Source organism: Nonomuraea rubra (assembly GCF_014207985.1).
In the GTDB taxonomy this organism is placed as follows: domain Bacteria; phylum Actinomycetota; class Actinomycetes; order Streptosporangiales; family Streptosporangiaceae; genus Nonomuraea; species Nonomuraea rubra.
The window spans coordinates 7943702-7968195 of the sequence record NZ_JACHMI010000001.1 but is presented as its reverse complement, the minus strand read 5'-3'; the positions used below and the strand labels follow the sequence as shown (position 1 = coordinate 7968195).

The 24494-nt window shown below is 72.5% G+C and carries 21 protein-coding genes; 11 read left to right on the top strand and 10 right to left on the bottom strand.

The features are described 5' to 3' along the window. Genes HD593_RS36180 through HD593_RS36160 form a run of 5 tightly spaced genes read left to right on the top strand, consistent with a single transcriptional unit; the run spans window position 1 to window position 5014 of the window. A complete protein-coding gene (locus HD593_RS36180; protein WP_185106418.1) occupies window positions 1-366 on the top strand; it encodes an STAS domain-containing protein in 366 nt (121 codons plus the stop codon). Next, complete coding sequence (locus HD593_RS36175; protein ID WP_185106417.1) at window positions 363-764, top strand: anti-sigma regulatory factor; 402 nt, start codon at window positions 363-365, stop codon at window positions 762-764. Before HD593_RS36180 ends, HD593_RS36175 begins: the two co-directional genes overlap by 4 nt. After that, the gene (locus HD593_RS36170; RefSeq protein WP_185106416.1) at window positions 761-1795 is read left to right on the top strand and encodes an ATP-binding protein; all 1035 of its coding nucleotides are present in this window, start codon (window positions 761-763) and stop codon (window positions 1793-1795) included. The genes HD593_RS36175 and HD593_RS36170 overlap by 4 nt, the downstream gene beginning before the upstream one ends. Beyond that, window positions 1782-3449 (top strand): ATP-binding response regulator, encoded by a 1668-nt coding sequence (locus tag HD593_RS36165; protein ID WP_185106415.1) that lies wholly within the window; start codon window positions 1782-1784, stop codon window positions 3447-3449. Before HD593_RS36170 ends, HD593_RS36165 begins: the two co-directional genes overlap by 14 nt. Further along, window positions 3446-5014 (top strand): fused response regulator/phosphatase, encoded by a 1569-nt coding sequence (locus HD593_RS36160; RefSeq protein WP_185106414.1) that lies wholly within the window; start codon window positions 3446-3448, stop codon window positions 5012-5014. Before HD593_RS36165 ends, HD593_RS36160 begins: the two co-directional genes overlap by 4 nt. Window positions 5015-5062: 48 nt before the next feature. Here the strand turns inward: HD593_RS36160 and HD593_RS36155 are convergent, their stop codons facing one another. The 4 genes from HD593_RS36155 to HD593_RS64630 form a co-directional block, all read right to left on the bottom strand. Further along, window positions 5063-5410 carry a hypothetical protein gene (locus HD593_RS36155; RefSeq protein WP_185106413.1) on the bottom strand — a complete coding sequence of 116 codons (348 nt, stop codon included), beginning with the start codon at window positions 5408-5410 and terminating at the stop codon, window positions 5063-5065. 478 nt (window positions 5411-5888) lie between these two features. Further along, entirely contained in the window at window positions 5889-7250 is a 1362-nt protein-coding gene (locus tag HD593_RS36150) for a phenylacetate--CoA ligase family protein (protein WP_185106412.1), read from the bottom strand. Window positions 7251-7335: 85 nt separating this feature from the next. Continuing rightward, the gene (locus HD593_RS36145) at window positions 7336-7992 is read right to left on the bottom strand and encodes a response regulator (protein WP_185106411.1); all 657 of its coding nucleotides are present in this window, start codon (window positions 7990-7992) and stop codon (window positions 7336-7338) included. Then, window positions 7989-9467, bottom strand: a complete 1479-nt coding sequence (locus tag HD593_RS64630) for a sensor histidine kinase (protein WP_185106410.1) — start codon at window positions 9465-9467, stop codon at window positions 7989-7991. Before HD593_RS64630 ends, HD593_RS36145 begins: the two co-directional genes overlap by 4 nt. A gap of 176 nt (window positions 9468-9643) precedes the next feature. Between HD593_RS64630 and lon the strand changes: the two genes are divergently transcribed. The 6 genes from lon to HD593_RS36110 all read left to right on the top strand — a co-directional run bounded on the left by lon (window position 9644) and on the right by HD593_RS36110 (window position 18207). Further along, complete coding sequence (lon, locus tag HD593_RS36135) at window positions 9644-12016, top strand: endopeptidase La (RefSeq protein ID WP_185106409.1); 2373 nt, start codon at window positions 9644-9646, stop codon at window positions 12014-12016. A gap of 405 nt (window positions 12017-12421) precedes the next feature. Continuing rightward, window positions 12422-13375, top strand: coding sequence for a methionine ABC transporter ATP-binding protein (locus tag HD593_RS36130; RefSeq protein ID WP_185106408.1), 954 nt, complete (start codon window positions 12422-12424; stop codon window positions 13373-13375). Continuing rightward, entirely contained in the window at window positions 13372-14028 is a 657-nt protein-coding gene (locus HD593_RS36125; RefSeq protein WP_185106407.1) for a methionine ABC transporter permease, read from the top strand. Before HD593_RS36130 ends, HD593_RS36125 begins: the two co-directional genes overlap by 4 nt. 9 nt (window positions 14029-14037) lie before the next feature. Next, window positions 14038-14877, top strand: coding sequence for a MetQ/NlpA family ABC transporter substrate-binding protein (locus tag HD593_RS36120; protein ID WP_185106406.1), 840 nt, complete (start codon window positions 14038-14040; stop codon window positions 14875-14877). 122 nt (window positions 14878-14999) lie between these two features. Next, on the top strand, window positions 15000-16532 hold the full coding sequence (locus tag HD593_RS36115) for an AMP-binding protein (protein ID WP_185106405.1): 1533 nt from the start codon (window positions 15000-15002) through the stop codon (window positions 16530-16532). A 442-nt stretch (window positions 16533-16974) separates the two neighbouring features. Continuing rightward, window positions 16975-18207: a S1C family serine protease gene (locus HD593_RS36110; protein WP_185106404.1), complete on the top strand. Its 1233-nt coding sequence runs from the start codon at window positions 16975-16977 to the stop codon at window positions 18205-18207. Window positions 18208-18277: 70 nt separating this feature from the next. On the opposite strand, the gene HD593_RS36105 is transcribed toward HD593_RS36110, so the two are convergent. From HD593_RS36105 to cydD, 6 genes are all read right to left on the bottom strand, one after another. Further along, entirely contained in the window at window positions 18278-19018 is a 741-nt protein-coding gene (locus HD593_RS36105) for an ABC transporter permease (protein ID WP_185106403.1), read from the bottom strand. Beyond that, window positions 19011-19901, bottom strand: a complete 891-nt coding sequence (locus tag HD593_RS36100; protein WP_185106402.1) for an ABC transporter ATP-binding protein — start codon at window positions 19899-19901, stop codon at window positions 19011-19013. Before HD593_RS36100 ends, HD593_RS36105 begins: the two co-directional genes overlap by 8 nt. Continuing rightward, the gene (locus HD593_RS36095) at window positions 19901-20215 is read right to left on the bottom strand and encodes a winged helix-turn-helix domain-containing protein (protein WP_185112341.1); all 315 of its coding nucleotides are present in this window, start codon (window positions 20213-20215) and stop codon (window positions 19901-19903) included. The genes HD593_RS36100 and HD593_RS36095 overlap by 1 nt, the downstream gene beginning before the upstream one ends. Before the next feature lie 2 nt (window positions 20216-20217). After that, entirely contained in the window at window positions 20218-20838 is a 621-nt protein-coding gene (locus HD593_RS36090; RefSeq protein ID WP_185106401.1) for a hypothetical protein, read from the bottom strand. Between the two features lie 95 nt (window positions 20839-20933). Beyond that, the gene (gene cydC, locus HD593_RS36085; RefSeq protein ID WP_246546890.1) at window positions 20934-22694 is read right to left on the bottom strand and encodes a thiol reductant ABC exporter subunit CydC; all 1761 of its coding nucleotides are present in this window, start codon (window positions 22692-22694) and stop codon (window positions 20934-20936) included. Further along, window positions 22691-24493, bottom strand: coding sequence for a thiol reductant ABC exporter subunit CydD (cydD, locus tag HD593_RS36080; RefSeq protein ID WP_185106400.1), 1803 nt, complete (start codon window positions 24491-24493; stop codon window positions 22691-22693). The genes cydC and cydD overlap by 4 nt, the downstream gene beginning before the upstream one ends. Window position 24494 lies beyond the last annotated feature (1 nt).

Here is a 24494-nt window from a genome sequence, read left to right as displayed (position 1 = left end):
GTGCAGCGCGTACCCATTCTCAAACTCGGCGACATCCTGATCGTCTCCATCCAGGTGGACCTGGAGGACCAGGGTGTGCTCGCCTTGCAGGAGGACCTCGCCGGCGCGGTCGTCGGGAACGGCGCCAAGGGCGTGATCATCGACATCACCGCCGTGGAGATCGTCGACTCGTTCATCGGCAGGATGCTGGCCACGATCGCCTCCACGTGCGGCATGCTCGACGCCCAGACCGTGGTGGTCGGCATGCGGCCCGCCGTGGCGATCACGCTGGTGGAGCTCGGGCTCTCGCTCGGCGGCGTCCGTACGGCACTCAATCTGGAGAAGGGGGTTGCGCTACTGGACCACATCAGGAGCGCGACCCGGTGAGCGGCGCACGCGAGGTCGTCATCGCCGGCAGCGCGGACGTCGTCGGCGTCCGCCAGCTCGTCAGGAGCGTCGCCGTCGAGGCCGGGCTGTCCCTCGTCGACCAGACGAAGATCGTCACAGCCGCCAGCGAGCTGGCGCGCAACGCCCTGGTGTACGCCGGCGGCGGCGACGTCCACGTGGAGATCGTCCAGAACGGCCCGCGGCGCGGCCTCAAGCTGGTCTTCACCGACGAGGGCCCCGGGATCCCCGACATCGACCAGGCACTCACCGACGGCTGGACCACCGGCAGCGGCCTCGGGCTGGGCCTCGGCGGGTCGCGGCGGCTGGTCGACGAGTTCGACCTGATCTCCGAGCCGGGCAAGGGCACGACCGTGACCGTGACGAAGTGGTCGCGATGACCGGCTGGGTCCGCGCCGAGGACCCGAGCGCGGTCGGCGCCGTACGCAGGAAGGCCGTCGCGCTGGCCGAGGCGGCCGGCTTCGACCAGGTGCTCATCGGCCAGACGGCCGTGGCCGTGAGCGAGGCGGTCTCCAACCTCGTCAAGCACGCCACGGACGGCACCGTCATCGTGCGCCCCCACCCGGAGGCCCCCGCCACGGTGGAGCTGATCACCGTGGACCGGGGGCCGGGCATGGCCGACGTCGCCCGCGCGCTGCGCGACGGCTACTCGACCTCGGGGACCCTGGGCATCGGCCTGGGCGCGATCTCCCGCATCGCCTCCGGCTACGACGTGCACTCCCTGCCGGGCAAGGGGACCGTGCTGGCCATGCACTTCACCGCGGGCCGCGCGCCCGCGCCGCCGCTGCGGGCCAGCGGGCTGACCAGGCCGATCGGCGACGAGACGGTGTGCGGCGACGGGTTCGCCATCGCCGAGGCCGGCCCGGCCACGACGGTGCTCGTCTGTGACGGGCTCGGGCACGGCCACATCGCCGCGCAGGCCACGCAGCGGGCGGTCGAGCTGTTCCTCGACGTACGGGACCAGGAGCCGGTCGACATCGTGCGGCGCCTGCACACCGGCATGAACGGCACCCGAGGGGGCGCGGTCGCGGTGGCCCGGGTGGAGCCGGGCCAGGTGCACTTCGCCGGGCTCGGCAACGTCTCCGGCTGGGTCGCGCACGCCGAAGGCCGGCAGGGCATGGTGTCGGTGCCAGGGATCGCCGGGCACCAGGGTGGGCGGCTGCGCCAGTACACCTACGAGCTGCCCGGCTACGCCACCGTGGTCCTGCACACCGACGGGCTCACGGACCGCTGGGACCCCGCGCTCCTGCCGGGCCTGTTCTCGCGCACGCCCGCCGTGATCGCCGCCGGCCTGATGCGCGAGGCGGGCAGCAGACGCGACGACGCCTGCGTGGTGACGGTCAGACCACCCCAGGAGCCCACCCGCCCGGCGCCGCCCGCTCAGGAGACCGGGCGGCATGGCGAAGTCTGAGGCCGGGGTGACCGAGCTCATCCGCGTCCGGCTGGACGCCGACCAGGACGTCTTCGTCCTGCGCCGGCTCGGCCGCGCCGCCGCCGAGCTGGCCGGCCTGGAGCCGCAGGACCAGATCCGCGTGGCGACCGCACTGAGCGAAGCCGGCCGCGAGCTGTTCGGCACCGGCTCGACGGCGGTCCTCGCCCTCGGCGACCAGCACCTGTACATCTCCCTGGAACACTCGCGGCACTCCGCCCCGCCCGGCCTGGAGGGCCTGAAGCTGGCGGGCAGGCTGGTCGACGAGATCATGCTGGACGAGGGCACCGTCACGCTCGCCAAGCGGCTGCACGCGCGCCGCCCGCCCGCCCCGGCGGCGGAGATCCGCGCCAGGCTGGCCGACCTCGCCCCGGTCTCGGCCCTGGACGAGCTGCGCGAGCAGAACAGGGAGCTGGCCGAGACCCTGGAGGACGTGGTACGGCTCAACGCCGAGCTGCAGGAGACCAACACGGGCGTGATGGCGATGTACAACCAGCTGTCGGCCGAGCTGGAGGAGACCAACAGGGGAGTGGTCGCCCTGTACGCCGAGCTGGACGAGAAGTCCAGCCAGCTGAGGGAGGCCAACGAGGCCAGGAACCGCTTCTGGGCCACCGTCAGCCACGAGCTGCGCACCCCGCTGAACTCCGTCATCGGCCTGGTCAGGCTGCTGACGGGCCCCGGCGGCGACCCCATGACCGAGGAGCAGGCCCACCAGGTGCGGCTCATCGGCGACTCGACCGAGACCCTGCTGGAGCTCGTCAGCGAGCTGCTCGACATGGCCAAGGCCGAGTCGGGCCGCCTGGACCCGCAGCCGTCGGCCGTGGACCTGGAGCGGATGGCCGGGCAGCTCCACGTGATGCTGCGCCCGAACGCGAGCAACGGCGTCGAGCTGCGCCACGAGGTGGCTCCCGAGGTCGCCGAGCTGTACGTGGACCAGGTCATGCTCCTGCGTATCCTGCGCAACCTGCTGTCGAACGCGGTCAAGTTCACGGTACGCGGCGAGGTACGCCTGGAGGCCCGCCTCGACCACGCCAGGAACGAGGCCGTCATCACGGTGGCCGACACCGGCATCGGCATCGCACCGGAGCACCTGACCCGCGTGTTCGAGGACTTCTACCAGGTCCCCGGCTCGCTCCAGGTCAGGTCCAGGGGCACGGGCCTGGGCCTGCCGTACGCGCGCAGGCTCGCCGAGGCGCTCGGCGGCACGCTGGAGCTGGCCAGCACGGACGGCGAGGGCACCACGGTCACGCTGCGGTTGCCGCACTACAGCGGCCCGCCCGAGCTGGAGCGCGTGCTGATCGCCGACGACGACGAGGTGTTCCGCGCGGCCGCCCGCCGCATGCTGCACGGCTTCACCGCGAACGTGGAAGAGGCCGCCGACGGCGCCGCCGCGCTCGACCTGATGGCGGCGGGGCCGCCCGACGCGATCCTGGTGGACCTGCTCATGCCGCGCGTGGACGGCAACGTGCTGCTCCAGCGCATGGCCGAGGACGAGCGGCTGAGAGACATCCCGGTGGTCGTGGTCACGATCGCGCCCCAGCGCGCCTCCGGCGACCTGGTCGTGCTGGACAAGCACGGCCTGCGCAGGGAGGACCTGCTGCGGGCCATCCGCAGCGCGATGGAGGGGCGGGCGTGAGCGGGACGGCGACCGTGCTGGTGGTGGACGACACGCCGACCAAGCGGTACATCCTGTCGAGCTGGGTGCGCCGCGCCGGGCACCGCGTGATCGAGGCGGGCGGCGGCGAGGAGGCGCTGGCCACGCTCGCCGCGCAGCACGTGGACCTGGTCATCCTGGACGTCCGGCTGCCCGACATTCCCGGACACGAGGTGTGCGAGCGGATCAAGGCCGACCCGGCGACCGCGTCGATCCCCGTCATCCAGGTGTCGGCCAACGCCATCACCGTGGCCGACCGCGCGGAGGGGCTGGAACGGGGCGCCGACGCGTACCTGGCCGAGCCGATCGAGCCGGCGGAGTTCGCCGCGACGGTGGAGGCCATGCTGCGGTACTACCGGGCGCGGTGGCGGGCCGAGCAGATGGCCGAGCGCCTGGCCCGGCTCGCGGACGTGACGCTGCGCATCAACGAGTCCGAGACGTTCGACGAGCTGCTGTCGGTCGCGGTCGAGGGCTCGGCCCGCGTGCTGGGCCGCTTCTGCGGCACGCTGGCGCTGCTGCCCGACGGGCGCACGCTCCGCTACCGCGCCCGCCCCGGCGAGCCCGCCACCTCCCATCCCGCCGGACCCGACCTGCTGGACCGCTTGAGCCGCATGGTGGAGCGGGAGGCGCAGCGCGCCCACGTGTTCACGCTGCGGGCGGAGGAGTGGCGCGGGCTGTTGCCGGACGTACGGATCGAGGGCAGCAGCACGGGCGTGCTCTGCCGGACGAAGAACTCCGGCCTGCCCATCTACCTGGGCGTGGAGAACGACCCTCCGCTCGACGTCGACGAGGTGAACCTGCTGCGCCAGCTCGGCCAGGAGCTGGCCCTGGCCGTGGCCGCGCTGCGCGCCTACACCGAGGAGCACGCGATCGCGCTGACCCTGCAGCGCAGCCTGCTGCCCACCCGCATCCCCGAGGTGCCCGGCCTGCGGGTGGCGATGCGCTACCGGCCGGCCGCCGACAACATCGAGGTGGGCGGCGACTTCTACGAGGTGCTGCCGATCGGCGACCGGGTGCTGGTGGCCATCGGCGACGTGGAGGGGCACTCGCTGCACGCCGCGACCGTGATGGCGGAGCTGCGGCACGCGATGCGCGCCTCGTTCATCGGCCAGGTGGATCTCAGCGCCTCGCTCGACCTGCTCAACCAGATGATGCGGCGCTACCACCCGCGCATGACGGCCACGCTCTGCCTGGTGCTCATCGACCCGGCCACCGGGGAGGTCCAGGTGGCCAACGCCGGCCACATCCCGCCCCTGTTCGCCGGGCCGGGCTGCGCCTACCACCATCTGGGCAACCTGCTGCTGGGGGCGCTGCCGGAGACGTACACGGTGGACCGGCTGAAGCTGCCGCCCGGCGGGACGCTGCTGCTGTTCACCGACGGGCTCGTGGAGGACCGCGCCGTCTCGCTGGACGAGAGCATGGAGAAGGCCAGGAGGCTCGCCGAGACCGTCGAGGACGACCTGGAGGAGTTCGCCGAGCGCATGCTCGGCGCGTTCGGGTCGCGCGAGGACGACGTGGCGCTGGTGGCCGTACGCAGGGAGCCGTGACGTCGCCTTCGTGGCGGTACGCGGGGAGCCGTGATGCGGACGCGGGCCTCAGGGCTCCGGCGGCAGTCCTGTGGTGTCGAGCAGGAACGAGTCGCGCGCCGGGTCGAGCCGCCGCCCGCCGCCGTGGTCCGGCAGCAGCTCGTACGGCAGCGTGAAGCCCCGGCTCGCGGACACCTGGCGCGGCCATTCGTGCACGTACTCGACCGAGGTCCCGCCCCGCGCCCGCAGTTGCGCGACGATCGCCTGCTCGGCGGCGTCGCCCCAGGTGCCGGGCGGGCCGGAGAACAGGCTCGGGTCCTCCTGGGCCGCCGCCTCGAAGGCCGGCCGCAGGACGGGGCCCGCGCGGCCGATCCGCCGGGTCGCGGGCGGCTCCGTCGCGGGACCGGCCGAGACCATGTTCGCCGGGGCCCTGATGTGCCAGCGGTGGACGATCGCCGTGCCCCGCTCGGAGGTGATCGTCGGCCGTCACCGCGTCCAGCAGGGTCGCCGAGCGCGGCTCACGTTCCGTGGCCGCGTCGGACAGCGACGCGTAGCGCTGGAACTCCATGACCGCCCGCCACGTGACCGCCGTGAACGCCGTCGCGTCCGGCGGCGCGAGCAGGAAACCCAGCTCGCGCAGGTCCCGGTGCAGGTCGCGCACGTGTGTGCTGCCGGTCTGCTCCGGCCGGTCCAGGCCGCCGTACCGGGCGGGCTGCCCGGGTGCCGGATCCCGGTCACCGGGCCGCAGGCCGAACTCGCCGTACAGGCCGGACGCGGGCCCGGCCAGCGAAGCCGTCAGCCAGGCGAACAACCGGCCGAGATCATCCAGCATGAGCCGTCACCTGCCCCGCCGCCCGCACCCGCCCCAGGGATCGCGCTAGGGAAAACTCTGGACCTACCGGGTGTACCGGTGCTTGGCGCCCGGCGGGAAGTACTCCGGGTCGCCCGACTCCCGCAGCCTGATGAACGGCGTCTGCTGCGGCACCGGCACGTACGCCGCGAACTCGCTGTTCAGCCGCAGCAACTGGGCCAGGATCGACTCGCCGACCGCCTGGGCGATCTCGCCGGTGGGCTTCTCGCCCGGCATCAGCTCCACCGTCACGGTCAGGTGCCGGTCGTGCCGCTCGTCCTCGACCGCCTCCAGCACGAACTTCCCCGTCACCCACGCGCTCACCCCGGGCTGCTCCAGGCCGATCGCGATGTTCTCCGGGTAGACGTTCGCGCCGTAGTAGGACACGGTGAAGTGGCTGCGGCCGAAGACGTACACGAACGGGCGCTCGGGCCCCTCCGCCCGCGGCTCGAAGCCGTGCCGCCGCACGAAGTCCAGCAGCTCCCCGTACGGGATGACGCCGCCCTCGTCGGCGATGTGGTAGCGGACGAGCGGGACGCCGTTGTCGCCGGAGAACAGCAGGGTGCCCTCGTGCTCCTCGAAGAAGCGCACGCCCGGGTCGTACTGGACGAGCGTCGGCAGCCGCGACTCGCCGAACAGCTCCCTGGCCTGCCGGGGCCGGTCGGACAGGAAGCGGCGGATCTCCACCGACAAGGGGGTCTCGTTGCCCAGGACGCCCGCGTCGGCGGTGCCGTACAGGGAGGCGACGCCGCGCACGGGGTCGGCGATCCCGGCCCGTTCGGCGACCAGCGCACGCCACTCCTCGCTGAACACCTCGCCCGCCGTCACCAGCTTGACGTTCCAGCGGGCCCACGGCAGGTCCCCGGTGTCGATGACGTTCTTCAGGAACGGCGGGTACCCCAGCAGCACGACCTGGTCGAAGTGCGGCGCCAGCTCGGGGATCACCCGCACGATCTCCCGCCGGTCGGTGCCGGGGGCGACCACGGTGATCGGGTAGCCGCGCTCGGCCAGGTGGCGGCAGCAGGCGACGGTGAACAGGCCGCCCACCCAGGTGCCCAGGGCGAAGCAGACCACGGCCAGCGTACGGCGCTCGCGGGCGGCGAAGGAGCCGCCGAACACCTCCTCGAACCGGTCGGCGATCACCCGCTCGTCCGCCGCCGAGCGCGGCCAGAACGACGGCACGCCCGTGGACCCGGAGGACACGGCGATCAGGTCGCCGATCACGCCGCCCCTGCACAGGTCGGGCAGGGGGTGGCGGAGGGTGTAGTTCTCCTTGGTGGTCATGGGCAGCCGCGCGAAGTCCGCCAGGGTGGTGACCTTCGCGGGGTCCACCCCGTGCTCGGCGAGGAACCTGCCGTAGGCGGGCACGGTGGCCGCCACCTGATGGAAGAGCTCAACCGGGTCCATCCGCCGACTGTACGACGCGGGCCGGGACAGGGGAACGCGCACGCCCGGGGGTGGTGCGCGGTCACTCGCTCCGGCGAGTGCGCCGTTACTCGCCCGGGCGCACCAGCCCGGTCTCGTAGGCGTACACGATCGCCTGCGCCCGGTCCCGCAGGCCGAGCTTCATCAGCACCCGCCCCACATGCGTCTTGACCGTCTGCTCGGCCACGAACAGCTTCCCGGCGATCTCCTGGTTGGACAGGGCCTGCGCCACCAGGCCGAGCACCTCCGTCTCCCGCTCGGTCAGCTCGTCGAGGCGCCGCCCCGCCACCGGCCGCGGCGCCCCCATCCGGGCGAACTCGGTGATCAGCCGCTTGGTGATCGCCGGGGCGATGAGCGCCTCCCCGGCCGCCACCACGCGCACGGCCTCGGCGAGCTGCGCGGCCGAGGCGTCCTTGAGCAGGAACCCGCTGGCCCCGGCCCGCAACGCCTCGTAGACGTAGTCGTCGAGGTCGAACGTCGTCAGGATGAGCACCTTCGCCGTCTCCTGGCGCGCCATGAGCTCCCTGGTCGCCTCCAGGCCGTTCAGCACCGGCATGCGCACGTCCATGAGCACCACGTCGGGGCGCAGCTCGGCGGCCCGCTCCACCGCCTCCCGCCCGTCGGCTGCCTCGCCCACCACCTCGATGTCCGGCTGGCCGCTCAGGAACACCGTGAACCCGGTGCGCACCATGCCCTGGTCGTCGGCGATCAGAACCCGGATCAAGCGCTCCCCCTCTCCGCGACCGGTAACGTCGCGACCACCTCGAAACCTCCGCCCGCCACGGGCCCGGCGTCCAGCGTGCCACCGAGCAGCGCCGCCCGCTCCCGCATCCCCACCAGCCCCTGCCCGGCCCCGCGCCCCTGCCCGCGCCCCGTCCCGCCGGCCGCGCCCGGCCCGTCCACGGCGCCTGGCTCGGTGGGCGAGCCGTTGGTGATCCGCAGCCGCAGCTCGCCGCCCCGGCGGGCGATCTCCACCGCGACGGTGGCGCCGGGCGCGTGCCGCATCACGTTCGACAGCGACTCCTGAACGATCCGGTACGCCGACAGCTCCGTGGCCTGGGGCAGCCCGTCGAGCGCCCCGGACCGCTTGACCAGCACCGTCAGCCCGGCGGCCCGCGTGTTGGAGACCAGCTCGTCGATCCGGTCGAGCCCCGGCTGCGGCGCCGTGTCGGTGGCGCCCTGCGCGTCGCGCAGCACGCCGAGCACCTGGCGCAGCTCCGCGATCGCCTCCAGCGACAGCCCCCGGATCTCCGCCAGGCCCGCCTCCAGCTGCGCCACGTCGCCGGCCGCCTTGAGCGGCACCGCCTCCGCCTGGATGGCGATCACCGACATGTGGTGCGCCACCACGTCGTGCAGCTCGCGGGCGATGCGGGCGCGCTCCTCCAGCACCGCCTGCGCGCCCTCCGCCTGCCGGCTGCGCCGCTCCTCCTCCACCAGGCGGGCCGTGGCGGTGCGCCGCGCGCGCACGTTGTAGCCGAACAGCACCGCCACGGACGCGATGATCGTGCCGATGAACATCGAGTCGGGATGGACGATCCAGAGGGCCAGAACCGTGACGAGCCAGACGCCCCCGGTGATCCGCCGCTCGCACCTGACCGCGACCGAGTAGAGGACGAGCAGGTACATGACGATGGCCGCGATGGGATAGGGCGGCACGACGTCGCCCACCGTCATGGTCACGTAGACGATCAGGGGCGCCATCACGGCGGCGACCCGCCACGCCGCCAGCGGCCATCGGTCGCGCAGGGCGACGGGCAGGGAGACCCCGATCGCGACCAGGTAGAGGAAGATCAACGGGGCGGGCCCGGGGATCAGCGGGTTGGCGGCGTGGGCGCGGGCCGCGGTGTCGTTCCAGTCGAGGCCGGTGCTGATCATGAGGCCGTACAGGAGGAAGGCCAGCACGAGGTCGGCCACCTGGACGAGGTCCCACGAGCCGTAGGGCACCAGCGCCTCGAACCAGCGCGGCACCTTCACCCGCAGGCGGCGTGCGGTGGCCGGCGGGTCGGCGTCTCCCTGGAGCAGCGCCAGCGCGAACGGCCGGATGACCGCCCGCCCGGCCCGCCTGAGCCGCTCCTCCCTCTCACTGCGCCCCTCACCGGGCGCGCCACCGCCCCCGGCGGCGTCGCCCCGCGCCCGCCCCCACGGGCGGCGGCGGGCGATCGACCGGCCGAGCGAGCGGGCACGCTGGACGAGGATCACCTGGTCAAGCTTAGGAGCGCACGCGCCGCCGGTCGTCACCCCAGGGTTTGACGTTCCCGTCCCCCTCAGGTACCGATTACATCATTACGATCGCCGTGAGCGAACATCGGCAAGGAAGGGAACAGCGAGAGGCTCCGATGAGTTGAGCCGGTATAACTCAACCCTTTGGAGTTCGCATGAGTGAGAGCTTGATCCTCCCGGTCCTGCCGCTGGACGACGAGGTCGTCCTGCCGGGCATGGTGGTTCCGCTGGACCTGTCCGACTCCGAGGTGCGCGCTGCCATAGACGCGGCCCGTGCATCCGGTGGCAACAAGCCACGGGTCCTTCTCGTTCCCCGGATCGACGGCCGTTACGGCCCGATCGGTGTTCAGGCCATCGTGGAGCAGGTCGGGAGGCTGCCGGGCGGCGAGCCCGCCGCCGTCGTGCGCGGCGTGAACCGGGTGCGCGTGGGCACCGGCACGACCGGCCCCGGCGCCGCACTCTGGGTCGAGGCCGAGACGATCGACACCGTCGCCGCCGGCGAGCGCGCCCAGGACCTGGCCAAGGAGTACAAGGCGCTGGCCACCACCATCCTGCAGAAGCGCGGCGCCTGGCAGGTGGTCGACCAGGTCAACACGATCGACGACCCCTCCGTGCTGGCCGACAGCTCCGGCTACACCCCGTGGCTGACCACGGCGCAGAAGGTGGAGCTGCTGGAGGAGGCCGACCCGGCCGAGCGGCTGGCCCGGCTGATCGAGTGGTCCCGCGACCACCTCGCCGAGCTCGACGTCGCCGAGACGATCCGCAAGGACGTCCAGGAGGGCATGGAGAAGCAGCAGCGCGAGTTCCTCCTGCGCCAGCAGCTCGCCGCCGTCCGCAAGGAGCTCAAGGAGCTCAACGGCGACTCCACCGAGAGCGAGGAGGAGGACTACCGCGCCCGCGTGGAGGCCGCCGACCTGCCGGAGAAGGTACGCGAGGCCGCGCTCAAGGAGGTCGACAAGCTGGAGCGGACCCCCGACCAGTCCCCTGAGACCGGCTGGATCCGCACCTGGCTCGACACCGTCCTCGACATCCCGTGGAACGAGCGCACCGAGGACAACTACGACATCGCCGGCGCCAGGGTCGTGCTCGACGCCGACCACACGGGCCTCGACGACGTCAAGGACCGCATCATCGAGCACCTGGCCGTGCGCAAGCGCCGCCAGGACAAGGGCCTCGGCGTGGTGGGCGGCCGGCGCAGCGGCGCCGTGCTGGCCCTGGCGGGCCCTCCCGGAGTCGGCAAGACCTCGCTGGGCGAGTCCGTGGCCCGCGCGATGGGCCGCAAGTTCGTCCGCGTGGCGCTCGGCGGCGTCCGCGACGAGGCCGAGATCCGCGGCCACCGGCGCACCTACGTCGGCGCGCTGCCCGGCCGGATCGTCCGCGCCATCCGCGAGGCCGGCTCGATGAACCCGGTCGTCCTGCTCGACGAGGTCGACAAGGTCGGCGCCGACTACCGCGGCGACCCCACGGCCGCCCTGCTGGAGGTGCTCGACCCGGCGCAGAACCACACGTTCCGCGACCACTACCTCGAGGTCGAGCTGGACCTGTCCGACGTGCTCTTCCTGGCCACGGCCAACGTCCTGGAGGCCATCCCCGGCCCGCTGCTCGACCGCATGGAGATCGTCACCCTCGACGGCTACACCGAGGACGAGAAGGTCGCGATCGCCCGCGACCACCTGCTGCCCAGGCAACTGGAGCTGGCGGGGCTGACCGCCGAGGAGGTCACGGTCGAGGACGCGGCGCTGCGCAGGCTGGCCGCCGAGTACACCCGCGAGGCCGGCGTGCGCTCGCTGGAGCGTTCGGTCGCCAGGATCCTGCGCAAGGTGGCGGCCAGGGACGAGCTGCCCGTCACCGTGGGCGAGGGCGACCTGGTCGACTACATCGGGCGGCCGAGGTTCGTGCCCGAGTCGTCCCTGCCCGAGGCCAAGCAGCGCACCTCGGTGCCCGGCGTGGCCACCGGCCTGGCGGTCACCGGAGCCGGCGGCGACGTCCTGTACGTCGAGGCGTCCCTGGCCGACCCGGAGACCGGCGAGACGGGCCTGACGCTCACCGGCCAGCTCGGCGACGTGATGAAGGAGTCGGCGCGGATCGCGCTGTCCTACCTGCGCTCGCACGGCGCGGAGCTGGAGCTGCCGGTCACCGCGCTGAAGGACCGCTCGGTGCACGTGCACTTCCCGGCCGGCGCGGTGCCGAAGGACGGCCCCTCGGCGGGCGTGACGCTGACGACGGCGCTGGCCTCGCTGCTGTCCGGGCGGCAGGTGCGCGGCGACGTGGCCATGACCGGCGAGATCTCGCTGACCGGGCGGGTGCTGCCGATCGGCGGCGTCAAGCAGAAGCTGCTGGCGGCCCACCGGGCGGGCATCACGACCGTCCTCATCCCGGCCCGCAACGAGCCGGACCTGGACGACGTGCCCGAGGAGGTCCGCGAGGAACTGACCATCCACACCGTCAGCGACGTGCGCGAGGTCCTGGACATCGCGCTCACGTCGGCCAAGGTCGCCTCCACTGTGCCATCCACCGCGGCGGCCTGACCCCAGGACGAACGCCCCGCCGCGCCCGGCCTTCCCAGGGCGCGCGGCGGGGCGTTCGCATGCGGGCGCGTACGCGCAGTGATGCAGATCACGAAACAGATCAGGAATACCGGGATCTAACCGCGGCGTTACCAACGGCGTGAACGAGGCAAAGGCGACCTGTCGCGGCATCCCCATGATGGGGGCCGCGTGTCGCCGCCTGCGCACGGGGCGAATGCCGGCCCGTTAAGAGCAACCCGTCCGCCCCGTTCTCCCCGAAGGCCGTCATGATCGCACCTGGTTTCGTGCTGCGCAGGCTGAGTCACCTGCCCTTCCACCCCGGCACCCGCTGAGGTCCTGAGCCCTTTCTCCGCCGGTGATGTACGTTCCCGCGGCCCCGGCCGCCCTCAGTCATGGGGATTCCCAGTGATCCAGGCTTCAGGCCTGCGCAAGCAGTACGGCACGACCGTCGCGTTGGACGGCGTGGACCTGCACGTGCGCGAAGGCGAGATCCACGGCGTGCTCGGCCAGAGCGGCGCCGGTAAGAGCACGCTCCTGCGCTGCGTCAACCTGCTCGAGCGCCCCACCGCGGGCACCGTCACCGTCGCCGGCCAGGACCTGACCGCCCTCGGCGACCGCGAGCTGAACCGCGCCAGGCAGCGCATCGGCATGATCCACCAGCACTTCGCGCTGCTCTCCTCGCGCACGGTCGCCGGGAACGTGGCCTTCCCGCTGGAGGTCATGGGCGTGCCCAGGGCCGAGCGCGAGCGCCGCGTCGGCGAGCTGCTGGAGCTGGTCGGCCTGGAGGGCCGCGGCAAGCACCGCCCCCACCAGCTCTCCGGCGGGCAGAAGCAGCGCGTCGGCATCGCCAGGGCGCTGGCGGGCAACCCGTCGGTGCTGCTGTCGGACGAGGCCACCTCGGCGCTCGACCCGGCCACCACGCAGTCGATCCTGGCCCTGCTCAAGCGGCTGAACACGGAGCTGGGCCTGACGATCCTGCTCATCACCCACGAGATGAACGTGGTCAAGAGCGTCTGCGACTCGGTCGCCATCATGGCGCAGGGCCGCATCGAGGAGTCCGGCTCCATCGCCGACCTGATCAGGACGCCCGGCTCCCGCCTGACCAGGGAGATCTTCCCGCTGCCCGAGCCCGCGCCGTCCGGCTCGGTGACGCTGACGTTCACCGGCGACCCGGGCCGGCCCGTGGTGTCGGAGGTGGTGCGCAAGTTCGACGTGGACCTGAGCATCCTGGGCGGCTCCATCGAGGACCTGGCCGCGGGATCCGTCGGCCGCCTGCGGGTGGCGCTGGACGGGGCCGAGGCCCCCGCCGCGCTGGCGCACCTGCGTGATTCCGGGCTGATCGTGGAGGAGGCGCCGTGACCTGGGAAGAGATGCTGCCGCTGCTGTGGCCGGCGACGGCGGAGACCGCGATGATGGTGGGCTGGGCCACGCTGTTCACCGTGCTGCTCGGGCTGCCGCTGGGCGTGGCGCTCGTGGTGTTCGACCGGGACGGGCTGCGGCCGCTGCCCGCGTTCAAGACGGGGCTCGGGTTCGTGGTCAACGTCGGGCGGTCGCTGCCGTTCATCGTGCTGATGATCGCCATCATCCCGTTCACCCGGCTCGTCGTCGGCACCACCATCGGGACCGCCGCGTTCGTGGTGCCGCTGACCGTGGGCGCGGTGCCGTTCTTCGCCCGGCTGGTCGAGACCGCGCTGCGCGAGGTCGGCAGGGACGTCGTGCAGGCGGCCCAGGCCATGGGCGCGAGCAGGACCGCGATCGTGCGCAAGGTCCTGCTGCCCGAGGCGCTGCCCGGCCTGGTGGCGGGCCTCACCGTGACCGTCGTCGCGCTGATCGGCTACTCCGCCATGGCCGGCACGCTCGGTGGCGGCGGGCTGGGGGACCTGGCCGTCCGGTACGGCTACCAGCGGTTCGAGACGCTCCTCATGATCGTGACGGTCGTGCTGCTGCTCGTGATCGTGCAACTCCTGCAGAGCCTGGGCGACTGGGTCGCTCGGCGCCTATCGCATAAGTAAGGAAAAATCATGAAAATTCACCGCTTTGTGGGTGCTGTCGCGCTGGCTCTGTCGCTCGCCGCATGCGGCACGTCGCAGTCCGCGACCGATGCCGGGACGGACACCGCGGCCGCCCAGGGCGCCGACGCCGTGCTGAAGGTCGGCGCCAGCCCCGTGCCGCACGCCGAGATCCTGAACTTCGTCAAGGACAACCTGGCCCCCGGCGCCGGCATCAAGCTGGAGGTCGTGGAGTTCACCGACTACGTGCAGCCGAACGTGCAGCTCGAAGAGGGCCAGCTCACGGCCAACTTCTTCCAGCACAAGCCGTACCTCGACGACTTCAACGCCACCAAGGGCACCAAGCTGAGCTTCGTCACACCGGTGCACCTGGAGCCGCTCGGCCTCTACTCCAAGAAGATCACCGACGTGTCGGCCCTGGCCAGTGGCGCCACCGTGGCCCTGCCGAACGACGCCACCAACCTCGGCCGCGCGCTCAAGCTGCTCGCGGACAACGGCCTCGTCACGCTCAAGGACGGCGTCGGCACCGCCGCCACCGAGCGCGACGTGACGGGCAACCCGAAGAACCTGCAGTTCAAGCCGCTGGAGGCGGCGCAGCTCCCGCGTTCGCTGGAGGACGTGGACGCCGCGGTGATCAACGGCAACTACGCCATCGAGGCCGGCCTCAAGCCCGCCACGCAGGCGCTCGTGCTGGAGAAGACCGAGGGCAACCCGTACGTGAACGGCCTGGTCGTGCCGGCCGGCCACGAGAAGGACCCGAACATCGTCACCCTCGGCAAGCTCCTCCAGGACCAGAAGGTCAAGGACTTCATCAAGCAGAAGTACGAGGGCTCGGTCATCGCCGCCGAGTAGCCTTCGGCGGGCCGCGGCCTCCGGCGGGAGGCCGCGGCCGGAAGGCGCGCGGGGCCGGGAGGCAGCGGCTCGACCGGCCGGGTTCTGGCGCGGCGGGCGATCAACCGAATACTGTTCTGTTCATGCATCCGGGAGCCATCGCAGCAGTCACCCCCGACAAGCCCGCTGTGATCATGGCGGGCTCCGGGCAGATCATCACCTTCCGCGAACTGGACGAAGAGTCGAACCGCCTGGCCCACCTGTTCCGCGCGGCGGGGCTGCGGCCGGGTGACCACATCGCGTTCATGCTCGCCAACCATCCCCGCTTCCTGGCCATCGCCTGGGCCGCGCACCGCTCGGGCCTGTACTACACCCCCGTCAGCTCGCGGCTGCAGACCGACGAGCTGGCCTACATCGTCGGCAACTGCGGCGCGCGGGTCTTCATCTCCAGCGCGGACCTGGCCGCCGTCGCCACCTCGATCACCGACGCCACCCCCGGCGTCGAGCTGCGCCTCATGCTGGACGGCGTGGCCCCTGGCTTCGAGTCGTACGAGGAGGCGGTGGCCAAGCAGCCGGTCACCCCGATCGACGACGAGTGCACGGGCGCGGACATGCTCTACTCCTCGGGCACCACCGGCCGCCCCAAGGGTGTCAAGCTGGCCGCCACGCACGGCCCGCTCGACGAGCCCGGCATGCTGTTCAAGCTGATCCAGGGCCTGTTCGCGCCCACACCGGACAGCGTCTACCTCTCGCCCGCGCCGCTCTACCACGCCGCGCCGCTGCGCTACAGCCTGACGTTCCAGCGGCTCGGGGCGACGGTGGTGGTGATGGAGCGCTTCGACGCCGAGCAGTACCTGGCGCTGGTGGAACGGTACGGGGTGACGCACTCGCAGCTCGTGCCGACGATGTTCATCAAGATGCTCAAGCTGCCGGAAGAGACCCGAGCGAAATACGATATTTCCTCACTTCAGTACGCCATCCACGCCGCCGCCCCCTGCCCCGTCCCCGTCAAGGAGCAGATGATCGACTGGTGGGGCCCGATCGTCCACGAGTACTACGCGGGCACCGAGGGCAACGGCTTCCTCTACGTCGGCCCCGAGGACTGGCTCCGGCACAAGGGCACGGTCGGCCGCTCCCTGCTCGGCATCGTGCACATCTGCGACGAGGACGGCAACGACCTGCCGCCCGGCGAGCACGGCACGATCTACTTCGAGAGCGGCGGCCGCTTCGAGTACCACGGCGACCCCGACAAGACCCGCTCCTCCCAGGACCCGCTCGGGCGCGGCTGGACCACCCTGGGAGACATCGGCTACCTGGACGAGGACGGCTTCCTGTACCTCACGGACCGCCGCTCGTACATGATCATCTCCGGCGGTGTGAACATCTACCCGCAGGAGGCCGAGAACGTGCTCTCGGTGCATCCGAAGGTGGCGGACGTGGCCGTGTTCGGGGTGCCGGACGAGGAGATGGGCGAGCAGGTCAAGGCCGTGGTCGAGCCGGTGTCCATGGCCGAGGCGGGGCCCGCGCTGGAGGCGGAGCTGATCGCGTACTGCCGGGAGCAGCTGGCCCACTACAAGTGCCCCAAGTCGGTGGACTTCCGCGCCGAGCTGCCCAGGCACCCGACGGGCAAGCTCTACAAGCGGCTGCTGCGCGACGAGTACTGGCCGCGCACCTGAACCGGCGCGGCGCCGGCCCACCCACCGGCGCCGCCCCAGCCCGGCTACGGCGATTGGTGCGACGGTGCGCGACGGCCGGTTCTCCTTCAAGTCACCGGTACGGAGAAGCGCGACAGGGTGGGCGGCGACTTCCCCGGCGCCGAGACCAGGGTGTCTACCAACCGGGCAACAGCGTGAAGGCATCGTCCTGTTCGACAGCCGAAGAACGTCAAGCCCGTGAGCATCGAGCTGCACGACTCCCTGTTCTCCGCAGGCGTGACGGTCTCGCTGACGGGCGCAAATTCTTAGAAGATCTTTTTGTCGCTCCCGTACGGCGGCCACGGCTGCCAGCAGCGCCGATAAGCCGTGCGTGAGCCGTCTCACAGTACTCAGATCACCGGCTTAACCAGGTCTTACGCGCTTGTTGACACCCTTGAACCATCGGGATTCGAGGGAGATGGAAATGAACGCGAACGAGCCTCGCGAGCAGGGCACCGGCGGGTGGAGCCAGTTCGGCGCCACCCCGCCGGCCGCCGGGGGCTTCCCCCGGCGGGACACGATCGCCATGGAGGTGCCCGCGCCCCCGCCGCCCCCTCCGCCGGCCGGTAAGAACCGTCTCACCACCGCGCAGAAGGCCATCGCGGGCCTCGCGATGGCCGCGATGGCCGTCGGCGGCGGTGTCGTGGGGGCCGCCGTCGCCACCTCGTTCCAGCCCGAGCCCGTCGCCGGCAGCAGCGGTCCCAGCTCGCCGAGCCCGGTGTTCAAGTCGGCCTCCGCCCAGCTCACCGTGGCGGAGGTGGCCGCGAAGGTGCAGCCGTCCGTGGTGATGATCCAGGGGCAGAGCGGCGAGGGCTCCGGCGTCGTGCTGTCGGAGGACGGGCTCATCCTCACCAACAATCACGTGGTCGTCGGCGCCGGGCAGGGCGGTCAGATGACGGTCAAGTTCAGCGACGGCAAGACGGCCAAGGCCAGCGTCGTCGGCACCGACCCCGCCACCGACCTCGGCGTCATCCGCGCCGAAGGCGTCTCGGGGCTGACCAAGGCCGTGCTCGGCGACAGCGACCAGCTCAGGGTGGGCGATTCCGTGCTCGCCATCGGCAGCCCGCTCGGCCTGGACGGGTCCGTCACGGCCGGCATCATCAGCGCCCTGGACCGTACGCTGAACCTCGGCGACGACCAGCCGCAGGTGCCGCCCGGCTGGGGCGAGCAGCAGCAGAGCGCGCCCACCACGATCGGCGGCGCCATCCAGACCGACGCCTCGATCAACCCGGGCAACTCCGGCGGCGCGCTGGTGAACGCCGCGGGCCAGCTCGTCGGCATCAACACCGCGATCGCCTCGCAGGCCGCCGGCGGCGGCGTCGGCTTCGCCATCCCGGTCAACACCGCCAAGCAGGTGGCCGACCAGCTCATCAGCACCGGCAAGGTCACCCACGCCTTCCTCGGCGTGAGCGTCACCGACGCGCCCGGCGACGTGCCCGGCGCCCTGGTCAGGCAGGTCACCGCGGGAAGCCCGGCCGAGCGGGCGGGGCTGAAGGAAGGCGACCTGATCACGAAGATCGGCGACAAGGCGGTTGACGGAGGCGATACGGTTGTCGGGCAGGTCAGAGGTTTCAAACCGGGTCAAGAGGTCAAGATCACATATATGAGGGATGGCGCGACGCACGAGGTCGGCGTCACTCTCTCGGAGAACAAGTAACAAGGACCCCCTCATGGACGGGTGTGCCGTTGAGATCGCTGCGGACTCGGCGGCACACCCCCCCGGTTTCTCAGGAGAAGCGCCGGCCCTCGTCGCGCCGGTAGGCCCAGGCCGCCGCGATCGCCAGCACCACGGTCCAGCAGGCCAGCGAGATGAGCGCCACCACGTCCGGCGTGGTGCCCGCCGTGACCGCCCACAGCAGCTCGGCCACCCCGCGCGTCGGCACGAACGGGGAGACGACCTCCACGAAGTCGGGCAGGATCTGCGGCGGCAGCAGCAGCCCGCCCACGATCGCCATCGGGAAGAACAGCACCTGCGACACGCCGATCGCCGCCTTGGCCGCCATCACGTACCCGATGAACAGGCCGATCAGCATGAACGGCACGGTCCCCGCGAGCAGCACGCCCAGCCCCAGCAGGAGCTGTAGCGGCGTGATGCTCGCCTCGGTGAGGAAGATCCCCACCAGCAGCACCGGCACCACCGAGACCAGCGTGACGGCGAGCGTCGACAGGATCCGGCCGGTGAAGCGGGGGAGCGGGCCCGCGGGAAGGGTGCGCAGGTACGGGTTCCACGCCTGCTCGCGGTCCTGGGCGACGGTGATGCTGACGTTGATGATCGAGTTCGCCATCGCGCCGAAGAACATCAGCGACCCCATCGCCATGGTCGCCGCCTTCGGGTCGTCGCCCGCGAACGGCACCACGAATGCCACCATCGAGATGGCCGGGAACAGCGCGCTCGCCAGCAGCCCGACGGGCACCCGGATCTGCTCCAGCAGCAGGAGCCGGGTGTGCGCGACGACCAGCTCAGACATGTGCGGACTCCTTCGAGGTGAGGGCGAGGAAGGCCTCCTCCAGGGTGGTCGGCCTGATCTCCAGGCCCGAGAACGGCGTGCCGCTGCGTACGAGCTCGACGACCAGCCGGTCGGGGTCGGTGGTCATCAGGTCGACCCGCCCGTCCACGCGCTCGGCGCCGAGCACGCCGGGCAGCTCGGGCAGCGCAGGCCGGCCGGGCGCGTCGAACGACACGCGCCGCACGCCCACGAGGTCGCGTACGGCGCGCACGGTGTCGTCGGCCAGCACCCTGCCGGAGCCGACCACCACGACCCGCTCGGCCAGCGCCTCGATCTCCTCCAGGTAGTGGCTCGTCAGCAGCACCGCGCCGCCGTCCTCGTGGAAGGCCCTGATGCCCGCCCAGAGCGAGCGCCGCGCCTCGACGTCCAGCCCGGTCGTGGGCTCGTCCAGGAAGACCAGCCGGGGCTTGCCCGCGAACGCCAGCGCCACCGCCAGCCGCCGCCGCTGCCCGCCGGACAGCCCGCCGACCTGCCGCTTGACCAGGTCATCCAGGCCGAAGCGGGCCAGCAGCTCGCCCCTGTCCTCGCGGTCGGGAAAGTGCGCCGACACGAAGTCGACGATCTCGCCGACCCGTAACGTCTCCGGCAGCCCCGTCTCCTGCGGCGTCACGCCGATGCCGCGGCGTACGGCGGGATCCTGGGGCGAGCCGCCGAGCAGCTCGACCGTGCCCGACGTCGGCCGGCGCAGCCCCACGAAGAGGTTGATCAGCGTGGACTTGCCCGCGCCGTTGGGGCCGAGCAGGCCGACCAGCTCGCCCGCCCTGATGTCGAGCGAGACGCGGTCGAGAGCCTGCACGTCGCCGTAGCGGCGCGAGACCTCGATCGCACGGGCCAGAACCGTCATCACGAGCCTCCAGCGTTGTCCAGCAAGGTACGGATCGCCTTGGTGTAATCCTCGAATGCCAGCCGCCCGCGCTTGGTGAGCCGCGCGAACGTGACCGGCGTGCGGCCCCGGTGGGTCTTGGTGATGGCCACGTATCCGGCCTCCTCCAGCTTGGTCAGGTGCACCGACAGGTTCCCGGCTGTCATGCCGAGCAGGTCCTTCAGCGAGTTGAAGGCCATCTCGTCGCCGTCGGCGAGGACGTTGAGCGTGGCGACCACCCGCAGCCTGGCCTGGGCGTGGATGACGGGGTCGAGCTCGGGCAGGGCCTGGTCCATGCTCACTGGCAGCGCCTCAGGAACACCCCCACGGCGATGAACCCGCCGCCCAGCAGCACGGCCGTGAGCAGCGCGTGCCAGCCGGCGCCGAGCAGCACGCCCAGCGCGTTCACGGCGGCGATCCAGCCGCCGAAGAAGAACATCGGCCAGTTGAGGAAGACCGCGCCGCCGGCCATGTGCAGCGCCGCCACCAGCGTCAGCGAGATGCCCGCCCACAGCAGGCCGCTCTCCTCTTCCGGCAGGAGCGGGGTCATCCTCGTGCAGATGACGACCATGAGCGTGAACCCCGCGAACCAGGCGTAGCCGTACATCGTCCCTCGGGCGTTCGAGTCGCCGCGCACGGCCTTGTTCAGCCGCGCGTATCCGTACGCGGCCAGTGCCCCCGCCACGAGCTGCGACGCCATCAGCACGCCCACCGCCTGCATCTGGCTGATCGGCGCGTAGGACTCGTCGCCCAGACCGTAGTGCAGGAACAGCGCCGTGAAGCCGAGCACCCAGGCCACACCCCACGGGACGTAGAGCAGCAGCGGATCGCCGTAGAGCCACCGGGAGGTGGCGGCGCTCTGCTCCTCGATGACGCGGAGCATCTCCTCGGGACTCGGCGCCTGCTCGTCCTCCGTCATGCAAACCCCCCGACTTCGCAAAGTGGTTTGAATCGTAAACCAGATTGCGTCGTCAACTCAACCACCCGGAAGGTCGGGTCTGCCGGCGGGGCCGGTCACCGCCTCGTCAGGACCTCGGACTCCCACAGGTCGCGGTAGTAGCCGGGCACGGAGACCAGCTCGTCGTGGCGTCCCCGCTGCACGACCCGGCCCTCCTCCAGCACGACGATCTCGTCGACCAGCTCCAGCCCCTTGAGCCGGTGGGTCACCAGCAGCGTCGTGCGGTCGCGGGTCACGTCCAGCAGGTCGGCCATCAGGCGGTCGGCGGTCTCCTCGTCCAGCGCCTCGGCCGGCTCGTCGAGCAGCAGCACCGGCGGGTCGAACAGCAGCGCCCTGGCCAGGGCCAGCCGCTGCAGCTGGCCGCCGGACACGGTCCTGCCGTCCTCGCCCAGCTCGGCGTCCCAGCCGGTGCGCTCCACCCAGCCGTCCAGCCTGGCGTCCCGTACGGCGCGCCGCAGCGCCTCGTCGTCCGCGCCGGGGCCGGCCAGGCGCAGGTTGTCGCGCAGGGTGGCGCGGAAGATGTACGGGTCCTGGGTCAGGCCCGTCATCAGCGCCCGCACGTCGTCGCCCGCCAGGGCTTCGAGGCCGACGCCGTTCACGGTGATCCGGCCGGACTCGGGCTCGACCAGGCGCATCAGAGCGGCCAGCAACGTGCTCTTGCCCGCCCCGCTGGGGCCGACGATCGCGACCCGCTTGCCGGGCGTCAGCCGCAACGACACCCCGTCCAGCGCCGGCCTCCCGGCCCCGCCACGTGCCGGCTCGGCCCCGTCCGGTGCCGGGCGGTCGCCGGGCTCCAGGGGCGGGTGGCCGTCGGTCAGGGGTGGCGTGGCGTGGCGGACCACGAGGTCGTCGATCTCGATGGTCAGCGGCGCCTCCGGCCGGGGAGCGGGTGCGGCGGGCTCCGTGGTCGCGGGCGCGGCGGAGCGTACGTCGCGCAGCCGCCGCAGCGCGGCGGTGATGCCCGCCATGCGCTCGCCCGCCGCGGCCAGCGGCAGCACGGGCTCGAAGGCGACCAGGGACGTCAGCGCCAGCACCGCCGTGCCCACCGAGCCCGCTCCGGCGCCCTGAGCGAGCAGCACGACGCCCGCCACGGTCAGCCCCTGCACCAGGGTGCCCCCTGCCAGGGCGGCGGCGTGCACGCGGGCCTGACGGCGTTCCAGCGCGGCCAGGGACTCGTCGGCCGTCAGCGCCTTGGCCAGCGCCTCGCCGTCGGCGCCGTACGCGGCCAGGTCCGCGGAGCCGTGCACCAGGTCGGCCACCCGGCTCGCCAGCGCAGCTCGCGCGGGGGCGATCCTGGCCGACCAGCGGCGCGCCGCCGCCGCGGTGCCCGCGGGCAGCGCCACCCCGGCCACCAGCAGCCCGGCCACCAGCACCAGCGCCGCAACCGGCAGGATCGCCAGCCCGACGACGACCGCCGCCAGCCCCGCCATCGCCGCCGCCGCGGCGGGCAGGAGGCAGCGGACGAGCAGGTCCTGTACGGCCTCGGTGTCGTCCACCATCCGGCTCAGCAGGTCGGCGCCGCCGTGGCGGGGGCGCTGGGGCGGGATGAGGGCCTCGTAGAGCCGCTCCCGGGTGCCGGCCTGGGCGCGGAGGGCCACGTCGTGGCCGGTGAGGCGCTCGGCGTAGCGGAACACGCCCTTACCGGTGGCGAACGCCCTGGTCGCCACGATCGCCACGCTCAGCGCGGCCAGGGGCGGCTGCTCGGCGGCCCTGGTGATCAGCCATGCGGCGGCGGCGATGAGCCCCAGCCCGGCCAGGTCGGCCGCCGACCCCGCCAGCACGGCCCACACCAGCCGCGTCCCCATCCTCCGGTTCATCGCGAGTCCCCCTCAGGCCGCACCACCGCGGCATCCACCCGCCCACGCGCCCGGCCGTCGTCGCTCTCCTCCTGCGCCGTCCTGCTGCCGGCGCCGGCGCTTCCGTCACGTGCCGCGCTGGTGGTGCCGGAGTGGGGGGTTCGGTCGTGCGCCGCGCTGGTGTCGGAGATGACGCGGCCGTCGTGGATGCGGATGACGCGGTCGGCGAGGTCGATCATGGCAGGGCGGTGGGCGACGATGACGGCCGTGCGGCCCTGGGACAGGTTCGCGGTGCCCGAGACCACCGCCGCCTCGCTGCGCCCGTCCAGGCGGGCCGTGGGCTCGTCCAGGAGCAGTACGGACGCGTCCGGGCGGCAGAAGGCGCGGGCCAGGGCGATCCGCTGGCGCTGGCCGGCCGAGAGGTTGGCGCCGCGCTCGCCCAGCACCGTGTCGAAGCCCTGGGGCAGGGACGCCACGAAGTCCGCGTGCGCCGCCGCCGCGGCCCCGCGTACGTCGTCCGGCGACGCGGAGGGAGCCCCGAGGCGGATGTTGTCGGCCACCGACGTGGCGAACAGGTGGGGCCGCTGTGCCACGAACGCCAGCCGCGCCCGCCAGCCCGCCGGATCGAGGTCGCGCAGGTCCGTGCCGTCCACGAGGACCCGGCCCTCGGACGGCTGGACGAAGCCGAGGATGAGGTGGAGCAGCGTGCTCTTGCCGCCGCCGCTCTCGCCCACCAGGGCGACCCGTTCGCGCGGGCCGATGGTGAGCGAGACGTTCTCCAGGGCGGCGCCGTCACGTCCGGGATAGCGCACGGTGACGTTCTCCAGCCGGATCTCCGGCGCCCCGGACCCGGCCGCGCGCCCGGCCGTCTCCGGCCGGGCGTCGTCCCCCGACCCATCCAGTACGGCGAAGGCCGCGTCGGCGGCCGCCACCCCCTCCATGGAGGCGTGGAAACGTGTCCCCATGGCCCGCAGCGGCAGGTACGCCTCCGGCGCCAGCAGCAGCACCAGCAACGCCGTCGTCAGATCCAGCGACCCCCCGAGCAGCCGCAGCCCGATCGGCACCGCCACCAGCGCCAGCGACAGCGACGCGCACAGCTCCAGCACCAGCGACGACAGGAACGCCACCCGCAACGTCCGCATGGTGGCGCTGCGGTGCGCGTCGGCGATCTGCTGGATCACGGTGGCCTGGTAGCGGGCCCGGCCGAAGGCGCGCAGGGTGGGCAGGCCGCGCACCACGTCGAGGAAGTGCCCGCCGAGCCGCGACAGCGCCACGAACTGCCGTTCGGTCACCGCCTTCGTGGTCATCCCGACGAGCGCCCCGAAGACGGGGATGAGCGGCAGCGTGACGAGGACGATCACCGCGCTGGCCAGGTCGGCGGCGAACAACCGGACGAGGACGGCCACGGGCACCACGGCGGCCACCGCGATCGCGGGCAGGTAGCCGGTCAGGTAGTTGTCGAGCCCGTCGAGGCCGCGTCCGGCCAGCGTGACGAGCTCGCCGGAGCGGTGCGCGGCGAGCCGGGCGGGGCCGAGCTCGCGCAGCCGCTCCAGGAGCCGGTGCCGCAGTGCGGACTTCACGCCGGTGGCGGTGCGCCCGGCGAAGACGCCCTGCGTCCAGGCGAGCAGCGCCCGCACGCCCACGACCGCCGCCAGCACAGCCAGCGCACCCGTGGCGAACCGCCCTGACAGCACCCCGGCCAGCAGCTCGGCCTGCACCAGCACGAGCAGCCCCGCCAGCACGGCGGCGGCCATGGTGACGCCCAGGTGGCGGCGGACCGAGCGTTCGGCCCGCATGAGTGCGAGAAGATCCTTGTGCACG